A 13,104-nucleotide genomic window follows, 5' to 3' on the forward strand; every position below is an offset into this window, starting at 1 on the left:
GGCATGAGCCGCGGCACAGGCCGCCCATGCCGCGCGATTCCGACGTTAGAGCCGGCGGCAACATCAGTCACCGGTTTGCAGGTTGCTGACACCGCCGACCGCGTGGCTGCCGGTAGCAGGCGACGGCGCTACCGCACCGGTGGCTGCGCCATTTGCCGCGGGCTGCGCCGCGGGAGCCGGCTGCGGCGCTCCCGTATTGGCCGCGCGAGGCGCGCCGGCCGCCGGCACCGCTTGCCCTGCCGCCAGCGGCTTCAGATCGAACGGCTGCGGGTCGGAGTCGTCGACATTCATCCGGTCTCCTTCGAGCGCGCCGTCAGCGCCGAACTTGCCGACCCAGTTGCCGGTGATATGCGTGCCGTCGTTCGATTCCTCGACTTCGAGCGTATCGTCAACGCGGTCACCCGCGATCAGGATCACCTCGCCGGTATCGGTGTACTGATACTCGCCATGCACGCCGGACGGATCGTCGGTCTTCCGGCCGAGCCGCAGCACGATGGGACGCTTGCCGAGCGTGCCGGCGTAACGCGGAAACTTGGCGAACTCGGGGCTCGGTTTGAGCGGCAGCTGAATCGGCGGCGGCGCCGCCAGTTCCTTGACCGCATCGCTTTGCGCCCATGCCTGCGACGGCATCCACAGCGCCGCGCTCGCGCACAGCAGCGCGGCGACACTCGCCATCGCGCAAGCGCTCCGCCGCAGTGTGCGCATTGCAGTGCGCCCCGCCACGTGCACCGGCGTGCTCGATGGCAAACCCTTCATTACTTTCGATTCCCGCATCCCTTCCATCCTTGTTGCCTGATCCTGCCTGATACCTCTGCTTGATACCACTGCCTGATACCTTGCCCGCACCGGCTTGCCGCCCGAGGTCAGATGCGCTCGAAGATCGCCGCGATTCCCTGCCCGCCACCGATGCACATCGTCACGAGCGCATAACGTCCGCCGATGCGCTGCAACTCGTACAACGCCTTGACGGTAATCAGCGCGCCGGTCGCGCCGATCGGATGGCCGAGCGAAATGCCCGAGCCGTTCGGATTGACCCTGGCCGGATCGAAACCCAGCTCCTTGCTGACCGCGCAGGCCTGCGCGGCGAACGCTTCGTTGGCCTCGATCACGTCGAGATCGGCGACCGTCAGGCCCGCCCGCTCGAGCGCCTTGCGGCTCGCCGGCACCGGCCCAATGCCCATGTACGCCGGATCGACGCCCGCATGCGCGTACGACACGAGCCGCGCCAAGGGCTTCACGCCGCGCCGCTCGGCAACACTGCGCTCCATGAGCACGACCGCGGCGGCCGCGTCGTTGATGCCCGACGCGTTGCCGGCCGTCACCGTACCGTTTTCCTTCACGAACACCGGTTTCAGCTTCGCGAAGTCTTCGATCGATGCGTTCAGACGCGCGTGCTCGTCCGTGTCGAACACGACGTCGCCTTTCTTCGACGCAATCGTGATCGGCAGAATCTGTTCCTTGAAGTAGCCGCTCGTGATCGCGTGCGCCGCGCGGCGGTGCGATTCGAGCGCGAGCGCGTCCTGTGCCTCGCGCGAGATCTCGTATTTGCGCGCGACGTTCTCGGCGGTCACGCCCATATGGATCGACTGGAACGGATCGTTGAGCGCGCCGACCATCATGTCGACGAGGCGCGCGTCGCCCATGCGCTGACCGAAGCGCGCGGCGGGCATCGAGTACGGCGCGCGGCTCATGTTTTCCGCGCCGCCGCCGATCGCGATGTCGGCGTCGCCGAGCAGCACGCTTTGCGCGGCCGAAACGATCGCCTGCAAGCCCGAGCCGCACAGGCGGTTCACGGTCAGCGCGGGCGTGTGCTGCGCGACGCCGCCGTTGATAGCCGCCACGCGCGCCAGGTACATGTCCTTCGGCTCGGTATGCACGACGTTGCCGAACACGACGTGCCCGACCTCATCGCCCGACACGCTCGCGCGCTCCAGCACCTCGCGCACGACACGCGCGCCGAGATCGGTCGGCGCGAAATCCTTGAGGCTGCCGCCGAATGTGCCGATTGCCGTGCGCACACCGCTTACCACCACTACGTCCCGTTGCATCGCTCGCTCCTCTTCCAGTCTCTCAAGATGATCTTGCCCCGGCGAGCCGCGCAACGCGGCTCACGGTTCTCGTAACTTGTGACGCTCAGCCCGCCAGCAGCCGTTCGACTGTCTCGCGCAACGGAATCGGCGCGACCGCGCCATAGCCTTGCGTCGACAGTGCCGCGGCGACGTTCGCGTAACGCGCGGCGGTAAAAGGATCATCGCCCGCGACGATGCGCGCGATGAACGCGCCGCCGAAGCAGTCGCCCGCGCCGGTCGCGTCGACGGCGTTGACGACGTGGCCCGGCACGACGCGCCGCTCGTTCGGCGTCGCGATATACGAGCCGTCCTTGCCGAGCTTCAGCGCGACCACGCCCGGCCCCTGCGACCGCAGAAAATCGACGATCTCGTCGCGCCCGGTCAGTCCCGTGAGTTCGGTCACGTCGTCCCAGCTCGGCAGGCAGATGTCGGTCTGGCGGATCGCCTCGAGCATCACGGCGCGAGCCCGCGCGAGCGGCCACAGCTTCAGGCGCAGGTTCGTGTCGAAGCTCACGCGCACGCCGTTCGCGCGCGCATGCGCAATCGCTTCGAGCGCCGCGTCGCAGGCGCTCACGCTGATCGCGAGACTGATACCGGACAGATGGACGACCTTCGCCGCCGCAATCGCATCGCGCGGCAGATCGGCCGGCGCATAGCGGCTTGCCGCCGAGCCCGCGCGCAGATAGTCGAATGCGTGGCCGCTCGGGCCATGGGACACGAAATAGACGCCGGTCGGCGCCTGCTGATCGACGTGCACGAACGACGTGTCGACCTGCTCGCGCTCCCACAGATCGACGAGCAAACGCCCGAAATGATCGGCGCCGACCGCCGACACGAAGCCGGTCCTCGCACCCTGGCGCGCGGCCGCGATGCAGAAGTTCGACGTGTCGCCGCCGAAGCCCTGCAGGTAGTTCGGCTCGTTTTTCGCCGACTGATTGAATTCGATCATCGCCTCACCGAGCGCGAGAATCTCCGGCGTTCGAGCTTCAGGCCGTGCGGCCGCGTTCACTGTCGCGTTTGCTGTCATCACTCAGACCTCGCCCCACAGATCGTGGCCGTCCGCGCCGGTGATCTTCACCGACACGAAATCGCCAACCTTATAGCGCTTCGACGCTTTCGTCGCCGGCGCGACGTAGACGACGCCGTCGATCTCCGGCGCATCTGCCGCGGTGCGGCCGATGCCGCCGTCGTCGTTGATTTCGTCGACGAGCACCTTCAGCGTCTTGCCGACCTTCTTCGCGATGCGTTTCGCCGACACCTGCTCGGCCACTTCCATGAAGCGCGCGCGGCGTTCTTCACGCACTTCGTCCGGCAGCGCGCCGTCGAGCTCGTTGGCGCTCGCGCCTTCGACCGGCGAGTACGCGAAACAGCCGACCCGATCGAGCTCCGCCTCGCGGATGAAATCGAGCAGCGTCTCGAACTGCTCTTCGGTCTCGCCGGGGAAGCCCGCGATGAACGTGCTGCGGATCGTCAGATCCGGGCAGATCTCGCGCCATGCCTTGACGCGCTCCATGACCTTTTCGGCATTGGCCGGACGCTTCATGCGCTTCAGCACTTCGGGATGCGCGTGCTGGAACGGTACGTCGAGGTACGGCAGCACATGGCCCTTGTACGGACCCTCGGCCATCATCGGAATCACTTCGTCGACGCTCGGATACGGATACACGTAATGCAGACGCACCCACGCGCCATATTGCGCGGCGAGTTCGCCGAGCGCGCCGACGAGGTCGGTCATGCGCGTCTTGATCGGTTTGCCGTTCCAGAAGCCGGTGCGGTATTTGACGTCGACGCCGTAGGCGCTCGTGTCCTGCGAGATGACGAGCAGTTCCTTGACGCCGGATTTGAAGAGGTTTTCCGCTTCGAGCATGACCTCGGCGACCGGGCGCGAGACGAGATCGCCGCGCATCGACGGGATGATGCAGAACGTGCAGCGGTGGTTGCAGCCTTCGGAAATTTTCAGATACGCGTAGTGGCGCGGCGTGAGCTTCACGCCCGCGGCCGGCACGAGATCGACGAACGGATCGTGCGGCTTCGGCAGATGATTGTGCACCGCCTGCATCACTTCGCCGACCGCGTGCGGGCCGGTCACGGCGAGCACCTTCGGATGCACTTCCTCGATCAGCCCCGAGCCGCTCGCGCTTTTCTTCGCACCGAGGCAGCCCGTTACGATCACCTTGCCGTTTTCGCTGAGCGCCTCACCGATCGCGTCGAGACTTTCCTGCACCGCTTCGTCGATGAAGCCGCAGGTGTTGACGACCACGAGGTCCGCGCCGTCGTAAGTGCCGGAGATTTCGTAACCCTCGGCGCGCAGTTGGGTGATGATTTGCTCGGAGTCGACTAGGGCTTTTGGGCAGCCGAGGGAAACGAAGCCCACGCGAGGTGCTTCGGACGGGTTGACGCTGTGCAGCTTGGACATGTGCGGGGAATCTTGGAATGGCAGCAAAGTCGAGAGTTTACAGCTATTTGCGGTTCTCCGACCCAAAATAGGCGTCGGGTGGCAGCGCCAAGCCGAGCATGGCTCGATTGGCCTTGTGCTCATTACCGCCCGTCGCGGAAACGCCCGATTCCTCCATATCGACCGGCGTGCGGCGTGCGGCGTGCGGCGTGCGGCCGAAGATCTTACGATTTCCATGGCTGCTGCGGGCGGCATCCCTCCTCCACCTGCAACGTAATGCGCATTTGCCGAACCAGCTGACCGCTTTCGTTGACAGTTTTCCACGATGTTGCAAAGTACCGTCACTCGTAGCGCTGCGCGTTCTTGTGCCTGCCAACGAGTACCGCAGCATTCGCGGCGGTTTCAGGGGTTCATTCTTTTGTCATACGAGATCCGCGCCATGATAGGTTTGCCGACTGATCTGACATGTACATGAAAGACAGATGGCGATCGATTTCAAAGTCGGGGCCCACCGGAACTGCACGCTCCACACGCGGCAGGAATATCGCGGCAACCCTTTTAGCGACGAGGCGCGCGCTGGCCGCCGGCTCATTACCTCGGCAAGCGCATGGGAGCTTACACACGACACGCGCCAGCTAGCGCGGCTCGTCGGGTTCATGCGCAATGCGAGCGGCGGCGCAATTGCGATAGGCGCGGCGCCGGATCAACTCGCCCGAGTGCTACGGGCCGCCGTCGAGCGCGGCGATGTGATTGCCGTCGCGCCGGAGCCGCGCACCTCGGACGAGTTGATCCGGCGCCGCGCCTATCGAACAGCAGATCAGGCCGTACTATGCAACCGTCACGCCGTCGCAGGCATTCCGGCGCACACCGCCCGTGGCGCGTGCCGCGCGCTCTTTCGAGCGTCCCAAATTGCCACGGCTACCCGCCGAGGATGGCCTCGCGATCTGGTTCGCCCGTCCTGGCGACGTGCTGCCCGATGGAACCATCGCCACACCGGTATCGACACCGCTCGGCGATGCGCAGGCGTTTGAATACACTCCCGACGCAGTAAGCGACGAGGTGCAGGATCTGGCCGCGCGTGGCGTGAGTGAACTGGATGAGGCAAACTGTTTTGCCGGATACGAATTCGACTTGGAGCAATGCAACTTCGTACGAGCGATGACCCAAGACCCCCGTGCTTATGCCATGTGCAAACAGACGGCATTTCAAAATTACCAGAGATGCAGAGGTTTCTGAGATGACAAAGCGCCAGCGTGCCACCGTGATTTTTTACAACGAGGATGCTCAGGAGATACAGGTATGCACCGTGTCGCGAGACGAAGTCGAGGGGGCAATAGTTCGGCAGATCGCGCGAGGAATGGCAATGACTGTGCCACTGGGTTCTCACGATTGCAGCACGCCGATCACAGACGAAACCTTGCGTCAGATCGGTGGTATGGCGGTGCTCAACCAGGCTTCTGTCCATCCCGAATTGCGTGATCGTCTACAGATTACGCTGCACCACCCCGTTGACTGGACACCAGCCAAACCGCCCACGGAGTAATTGCGAACAGCGTCGCATGTCAGGCTTGCAAGGGTCATCAATGATCGAGCGGCTGAATGCAGCACTTGTTGTTCCATGGCGTCTTGAGGCCATTCCCGGCAGAGAACTTACCGAGAACGTAGCCAATCGCCTCGGGTTCAGAATCGCACGAAGCACCGCCGCATTTCCGGAGCCTCTTTCGATGCAGACCACCGGGACAGCCAGAGTATCCGCGCACTATCACGCACAATCATCGGCCGTTTCGTATTCAGGCACCGTCGTCGCTCCTTCACACTCCAACGCCTGCCCGATCGCCACGAAAATCTCGCGCGTATCCTGCACACGCCGGATCGCCGCATGCAATTCGGCGGCTTGCGGCCAGGTCCGCTGCAGATAGCTGAGCCATTTCTTGACGCGGCCATGCTCCTGGCTCAGCGTACCGCGCGCCTGCAGCTTCGTCAGATAATCGGCGATCGCGCGCAACACGTCCCGCCACTCCCCGGCCGATGGAGACGGATCCATCCGTCCGCGGATCCGCTGCGCGAGGAACGGATCCGATACGGCGCCGCGCCCGATCATTACGTCCGCGCATCCGCTGACCGCCCGGCATCGCTCCCAGTCCGCCACGCTCCAGACTTCGCCGTTCGCGATGACGGGCACGTCGACGGCGTCATCAATACGCGCGATCCATTCCCAGTGCGCGGGCGGCCGGTAGCCGTCGTCGCGTGTCCTCGCGTGCACGACGAGCGACGCCGCCCCGCCCTCCGCGAGCGCCTGCGCGCACTCGATCGCCTGCGACGTATCGGAAACACCGAGGCGCATCTTTGCAGTCACGGCGATATCGGCCGGCACCGCCGCGCGCACCGCCGACACGATCCGGCTCAACTGCCGCGGATCCGTCAGCAGCATCGCACCGCCGCCATGCCGATTGACGACCTTGGCGGGACAACCGAAGTTCAGATCGATGCCATACGGCGAGAACGTCGCCGCGTGCGCGGCATTGCGCGCCATCCATTCGGGATCGCTGCCGAGTAACTGGATCACCATCGGCGTGCCGCTCGCGGTCACGCTCGCGTGCAGAATTTCGGGCGCCTCACGTTCGTAGACGCGCGTGGGCAGCAGCGTACCCGTCACGCGGATGAATTCGGACACACAGCCGTCGAAACCACCGGTGCTGGTCAGCACGTCGCGCAGCACATAGTCGGCAAGCCCCTCCATCGGGGCGAGAAACAGCCGGCTCATGACGCAGCCTCGACGAAGCGTGAAGCGATTGAAGCAGATCGATGCGGCTTTCGAAAAGGCATCGACGCGAAGAGGGAAGCGGTCTGAAACACAGGGACGGGTCCGGCGAAAAGCAATGGCAACGGTGAGGGCGCGGGTCGTGCGGGAGAATGACGAATCAAACCCGGGTGGATAACGCGAAACTCGTGACGCAAACGAACTATGCGGCGGGAACAGCGGAAGTTCGAACTGCGAGCGACGATGCACGAACAGGCGCCCATGCAAGTGCACAAATGGCGCACAGCGCGCCCCGCTCCGCCGCCAGAATTTCCCGCGCACGCTAATCGGTGATTGTACCGCGCCGACTACTGTGCCCCCGCGCAAGGCACACAAGGAAGCCAGTCCTGAGGCTGGCGGATCCGAAGCCAGGCTCGTAGAACAATCCGGTCAACCGGTGATCGACGCGCGCCCCACCTGGCCGCAGTCCCCCGCAACCACGCGCGGCACCGCGCAACCGGCCATCCGGCCTCCCGCCGCTGCGTTCACAGCGAGCACCGCACGCAAGCCCCGCGTGAAGCCACGTGTGAAGGCATTCCTGCAGCCATTCCCGCGAGTCCCTGCAATGATGCAGCCCCGCTTACGCCGTGAATTCCGCCTTGACTTGCGCCATCACTTCTTCTCCGGCTCCGGATTGCCTTGCGGCGTAGCAGGCGTGCTGCTCGCATTGACCCCGCTACCGGGCGTGAACGGGAAAGTCGCGAACATCGTTTTCGCCTGATTCTGCATCTGCTCCTGCATCTGCACGAACATGTTCTTCGATTGCTCGATATAGCTGGTCATCATGCCCTGCATCATCGGCGCCTGCATGTTCATGAATTGCGACCAGACTTCAGGGTTCATCGCCTTGCCTTCATAGAGATTCTTCGACTGGTCGGCGAGCTTCGCCTGAATGTCGATGAAGGCCTGGATGTTCTTTTCCAGATACGTGCCCATCATGCCCTGCATCGCATGACCGTAGAAACGGATGATCTGCGACAGCATCGACGACGAGAACATCGGCAAGCCGCCGCTTTCCTCTTCGAGAATGATCTGCAGCAGGATGGCGCGCGTGAGGTCCTCGTTGCTCTTGGCATCGATAACCTTGAAATCCTCCTGATCGAGCACGAGCTGTTTGACATCAGTGAGCGTGATGTACGTGCTCGTCTCGGTATCGTAGAGCCGACGATTCGGATATTTCTTTATCAGTCGTTCGGCCGTTTTCTTTGTAGTAGTAGTCATGTAACGCCTTTAAGCTCGAGTTAAACGCGGAAACGGCGTTCCGCCTGCGCAATCGGATCATCATTGCACAGACGGAACGCCGGCGGAACCCTCTGAGCCAAAGCGCGCAGCCTTGTGAGCGCGCGCCGGTGGCTCAACCCATATGCAAACCGCCGTTGAGCGAAAAATCGGCGCCCGTGGCGAAACCCGATTCTTCCGACGCGAGCCACGCCACGATCGAACCGATTTCGCCCGGCTGACCGAGACGGCGCACCGGAATCGTCGCCACGATCTTTTCAAGCACGTCCGGACGGATCGCCTTGACCATATCGGTGCCGATATAGCCCGGCGACACGGTGTTGACCGTCACGCCCTTGGTCGCCACTTCCTGCGCGAGCGACATCGTGAAGCCGTGAATGCCGGCCTTCGCCGTCGAATAGTTGGTCTGACCGAACTGGCCCTTCTGGCCGTTCACCGACGAAATATTGATCACGCGGCCAAAACCACGCTCGACCATGCCGTCGATCACCTGCTTGGTGACGTTGAAGAGGCTCGTCAGGTTGGTGTCGATCACCGCCGTCCAGTCTTCGTGCGTCATCTTGCGGAACACGACGTCGCGCGTGATGCCGGCGTTGTTGACCAGCACGTCGATCTCGCCGACCTCGGCCTTGACCTTGTCGAACGCGGCCTTGGTCGATTCCCAGTCGCCGACGTTGCCTTCGGACGCGACGAAATCGAAGCCAAGCGCCTTCTGCTCGTCGAGCCACTTCACACGGCGCGGCGAATTCGGGCCGCAGCCCGCGACCACCTTGTAGCCCTCTTTGTGCAGACGCTGGCAGATGCTCGTGCCAATGCCGCCCATGCCGCCCGTTACGTACGCAATTCGCTGTGTCATAAACCACACTCCGTTATCGTTTTCGAGGTGCCGACCGGCAACCCCGACCGGCTACCTCTTGCCTCGCCTGAAGCTGGCGCTCCGTTGCCGCCGGGCGACCGGCCGGCAACGCGCGCTACCGGCGCGGGCCAGATGCCGCGGTGCGCCGCGCGAGCGGCTTCGCGTGCAGGGCGACCGGATGCTGGCCGCTGATCGCCGATAGCCAGCGCGAGGGCCGCGCAAGTTTGCGCGGCGCCCCCAGTACCTTACACGCGCTCGACAGCCAGCGCGACACCCATGCCGCCGCCGATGCACAACGACGCCAGCCCCCTCTTCGCATCGCGCTTCTGCATTTCGTGCAGCAGCGTGACGAGAATCCGGCAACCGGATGCACCGATCGGATGGCCGATCGCGATGGCGCCGCCGTTCACGTTGACCTTCGACGTGTCCCAGCCCATCTGCTTGTGCACGGCGAGCGCCTGCGCGGCGAACGCTTCGTTGATTTCCATCAGGTCGAGATCGGCCGGCGTCCAGCCCGCGCGCTCGAGGCAGCGGCGCGAAGCCGGCACCGGGCCCATGCCCATCACCTTCGGATCGACGCCCGCGTTCGCGTAGGCCTTGATGCGCGCGAGCGGCGTGAGGCCGAGAGCTTCGGCCTTCTTCAGCGACATCACGAGCACCGCGGCCGCGCCGTCGTTCAGGCCCGACGCGTTCGCCGCCGTAACCGTGCCTTCCTTCGAGAACGCCGGCTTCAGGCCCGCGAGCGATTCGGCCGTCACCCCGTGACGCACGAACTCGTCGGTGGCGAAGCGCAGCGGCTCGCCTTTGCGCTGCGGAATCTCGACGGGCACGATTTCGTCGTTGAAACGGCCCGCTTTCTGCGCGGCCTCCGCCTTGTTCTGCGACAGCGCCGCGAACGCGTCCTGCTGTTCGCGCGTGATGCCGTATTCCTTCGCGACGTTTTCAGCCGTCACGCCCATGTGGTACTGGTTGTAGACGTCCCACAGGCCGTCGACGATCATCGAGTCGATGAGCTTCGCATCGCCCATGCGGAAGCCGTCGCGCGAACCCGGCAGCACGTGCGGCGCCGCGCTCATGTTTTCCTGGCCGCCGGCGACCACGATGTCCGCGTCGCCGGCAATGATCGCGTTGGCCGCGAGCATCACCGCCTTCAGGCCCGAGCCGCACACCTTGTTGATCGTCATGCCGGGCACGGACGACGGCAGACCCGCCTTGATCAACGACTGACGCGCGGGATTCTGACCGGAACCCGCGGTCAGCACCTGGCCGAGAATAACTTCGCTCACCTGGTCCGGCTTCACGCCAGCCCGTTCGAGTACGGCGCGCACTGCCACCGCGCCGAGTTCAGGAGCGGCAACCTTCGCGATAGATCCGCCGAATTTGCCCACTGCAGTACGAGCGGCCGATACGATCACAACATCAGTCATTTCCATATCCTCCGGGCACGTCGGCCAATTGCGCCGCAGCCCGTTACGTTAAAAATTCCGTTGTCCTTGCGCCTTCACCCGCGCTTTCATCAACCAGACGCTCATCGACCTGCCTGCACCCACCCACAGAACGACCGCGCGCCGTGGTGCATGTTCAACCGGCGCGCGTCAAACCCGATGCGCAAACCTACTCCCGTTGCCGCACGTAACGCCCTGGCGCCGGCTCGATCGCCGGGAACTCCGCGGAGCCGGCCGCGGCGCGCGGCTTCACCTTCCTGCCGCCGTACTGATCGAGCCACGTGACCCATTCGGGCCACCAGCTGCCGGGCACTTCGGTCGCCGCGTCGAACCACTCGTTCGCGCTTTCCGGCAGTGCTTTCTCTTCGGTCTCGAGCTTCCAGAAGCTGCGCTTTTTCTTCGCGGGCGGATTGATCACGCCGGCGATATGCCCCGACGCGCCGAGCACGAACTTCAGCGGCCCGGAGAGCAGCGGCACCGACGCATACGCGGTTTGCCACGGCACGATATGGTCTTCGCGTGAACCATAAATGAAGGTGGGCACGTCGATCTTCGAGAGATCGACCGGCTCGCCGCAGGTGGTCAGCGCACCGGGCTCGCGCAGCTTGTTCTCGAGGTACGTGTTGCGCAGATACCAGCAGTACATCGGACCCGGCAGGCTGGTCGAGTCGCTGTTCCAGTACAGCAGGTCGAACGGCACCGGCGTGCGGCCCTTCAGGTAGTTGTCGACGACGTAGTTCCACACGAGGTCGTTCGGGCGCAGGAACGAGAACGTATTGGCGAACTCGATGCCGCGCATGAGTCCCGGCGGCGTACCGTTCTTGCCGCCGATGGTCTGCTCGCGCATCTGCACGTGCGCCTCGTCGACGAACACGTCGAGCACGCCCGTGTCGGAAAAATCGAGCATGGCGGTGAGCAGCGTCATCGATGCGGCCGGATGTTCGCCGCGCGCCGCGGCCACCGCGAGCGCGGTGGCGAGCATCGTGCCGCCGACGCAGAAGCCGAGCGTATTGATCTGCTCGCGGCCGCTGATCTTGCGCACGGTCTCGATTGCGGTGAGCACGCCCTCGCCGATGTAGTCGTCCCACGTCTTGTTCGCGACCGACTGATCCGCGTTGCGCCACGAAATCAGGAACACCTGGTGCCCCGAATCGAGCCCGTGCGCAACCAGCGAGTTCTCCGGCTGCAAATCGAGAATGTAGAACTTGTTGATGCACGGCGGCACGATCAGGAGCGGCCGCTCGCGCACGGTGGGCGTGCGCGGTTTGTACTGGATCAGTTGCAGCAGATCGTTTTCGAACACCACCGAGCCTTCGGTGTTCGCGAGATTTTCGCCGACCGCGAAACGCGATTCGTCAGTTTGCGAAATCTTGCCGCGCTGCATGTCGCCGAGCAGGTTCATCACGCCTTGGCGCAAGCTCTCGCCCTTGCTGTCGAGCAGGGTTTTCTGCGCTTCGGGATTCAGTGCGAAGAAGTTGCTCGGCGCGGCCGCCGCTGTCCATTGCTGGACTGCGAAGCGGATGCGCTCGCGCATCTTCGGCTCGGTGTCGAGCGCGTCGACCATTTCCTGCAGGTAGCGCGCGTTCAGCAGATACCACGCGGCGGTAAACGCATAGGCCGGCGTCTCGCTCCATGCTTCCGAGCTAAAACGCCGGTCCTTGAGTTCGGGCGCCTTGCTGGCCGACGTCGTGGCCTGCTGGATCAGATCCATCGCGTCGCGCGAATAACCGGTTTGCAGCTTCTGCAAACGCTCCGGCGGGATTGCGGCGACGGGAATGTTCAGAGCCGGAAAAGACGGCAGCGACGGTATCGCGCCGGCGGCCAGCTTGCTGAAGTCTGGCATGCCCGGAAACGGCGGCACAGGAGGGAAACCCGACGGAAAACCCGTCTGCGGCATGGAGGGAACCTGGAACGGTGCGCCGCCGGGCGGCACGCCGAACGAGCGCCATGCGCTCATCCAGGCGTCGAGGAATTGCTGCATGCCCGCGGCGGGCGACGCGCCGCTCGTACCGGCCTGCTGCGCTTGCTCCTTCGAGGAGTCCGTGCTGGGGGAGCCTGAGGAATGTGATGCTGCCATACCTGCTTTTGACCGGTGAGTCCTTGCGGACGGGTTGAGTGGCAGGTTCGTGCGCACGCGGCGATTGCTCGCGGCCTCGTCACGCCCTGTCCCATGAGACGAGGAGCTTGGGAGGAACATTCTTGCTCCCCATCACAAGGCATGTCAATGCTTGTTCCCGATTTTGCCGCAGTGCGATAGTTTTTTAATTATCGTTTTCCCTGTATGGCAAATCGCGCTTTTG

11 protein-coding genes are annotated in these 13,104 nt (G+C 64.1%); 2 read left to right on the top strand and 9 right to left on the bottom strand.

Annotated elements, in window-relative coordinates:
- Positions 1–63 precede the first annotated feature (63 nt).
- The 4 genes from B9Z01_RS06940 to rimO all read right to left on the bottom strand — a co-directional run bounded on the left by B9Z01_RS06940 (position 64) and on the right by rimO (position 4,485).
- Positions 64–774 (bottom strand): hypothetical protein, encoded by a 711-nt coding sequence (locus B9Z01_RS06940; RefSeq protein WP_085481507.1) that lies wholly within the window; start codon positions 772–774, stop codon positions 64–66.
- 89 nt (positions 775–863) lie between these two features.
- Positions 864–2,048, bottom strand: a complete 1,185-nt coding sequence (bktB, locus tag B9Z01_RS06945) for a beta-ketothiolase BktB (RefSeq protein WP_085481508.1) — start codon at positions 2,046–2,048, stop codon at positions 864–866.
- A gap of 85 nt (positions 2,049–2,133) precedes the next feature.
- Positions 2,134–3,096: a sugar kinase gene (locus tag B9Z01_RS06950; protein ID WP_085481509.1), complete on the bottom strand. Its 963-nt coding sequence runs from the start codon at positions 3,094–3,096 to the stop codon at positions 2,134–2,136.
- Between the two features lie 3 nt (positions 3,097–3,099).
- Complete coding sequence (rimO, locus tag B9Z01_RS06955) at positions 3,100–4,485, bottom strand: 30S ribosomal protein S12 methylthiotransferase RimO (RefSeq protein WP_085481510.1); 1,386 nt, start codon at positions 4,483–4,485, stop codon at positions 3,100–3,102.
- Positions 4,486–5,373: 888 nt separating this feature from the next.
- On the opposite strand from rimO, the gene B9Z01_RS06960 reads away from it, so the two are divergent.
- A complete protein-coding gene (locus B9Z01_RS06960) occupies positions 5,374–5,700 on the top strand; it encodes a hypothetical protein (RefSeq protein WP_208625901.1) in 327 nt (108 codons plus the stop codon).
- 1 nt (position 5,701) lies between these two features.
- Complete coding sequence (locus tag B9Z01_RS06965; protein WP_085481512.1) at positions 5,702–6,007, top strand: hypothetical protein; 306 nt, start codon at positions 5,702–5,704, stop codon at positions 6,005–6,007.
- Between the two features lie 219 nt (positions 6,008–6,226).
- On the opposite strand, the gene B9Z01_RS06970 is transcribed toward B9Z01_RS06965, so the two are convergent.
- From B9Z01_RS06970 to phaC, 5 genes are all read right to left on the bottom strand, one after another.
- The gene (locus tag B9Z01_RS06970; protein WP_085481513.1) at positions 6,227–7,228 is read right to left on the bottom strand and encodes a tRNA dihydrouridine synthase; all 1,002 of its coding nucleotides are present in this window, start codon (positions 7,226–7,228) and stop codon (positions 6,227–6,229) included.
- A 648-nt stretch (positions 7,229–7,876) separates the two neighbouring features.
- Positions 7,877–8,485: a polyhydroxyalkanoate synthesis repressor PhaR gene (gene phaR, locus B9Z01_RS06975; RefSeq protein ID WP_085481514.1), complete on the bottom strand. Its 609-nt coding sequence runs from the start codon at positions 8,483–8,485 to the stop codon at positions 7,877–7,879.
- A gap of 133 nt (positions 8,486–8,618) precedes the next feature.
- Positions 8,619–9,359 (bottom strand): 3-ketoacyl-ACP reductase, encoded by a 741-nt coding sequence (locus B9Z01_RS06980; RefSeq protein ID WP_085481515.1) that lies wholly within the window; start codon positions 9,357–9,359, stop codon positions 8,619–8,621.
- 245 nt (positions 9,360–9,604) lie between these two features.
- Positions 9,605–10,786: an acetyl-CoA C-acetyltransferase gene (locus B9Z01_RS06985; RefSeq protein ID WP_085482055.1), complete on the bottom strand. Its 1,182-nt coding sequence runs from the start codon at positions 10,784–10,786 to the stop codon at positions 9,605–9,607.
- A 187-nt stretch (positions 10,787–10,973) separates the two neighbouring features.
- Entirely contained in the window at positions 10,974–12,785 is a 1,812-nt protein-coding gene (phaC, locus tag B9Z01_RS06990; RefSeq protein ID WP_085481516.1) for a class I poly(R)-hydroxyalkanoic acid synthase, read from the bottom strand.
- Positions 12,786–13,104: the final 319 nt, after the last annotated feature.

It is taken from the genome of Paraburkholderia susongensis (assembly GCF_900177725.1).
Taxonomy (GTDB): Bacteria; Pseudomonadota; Gammaproteobacteria; order Burkholderiales; family Burkholderiaceae; genus Paraburkholderia; species Paraburkholderia susongensis.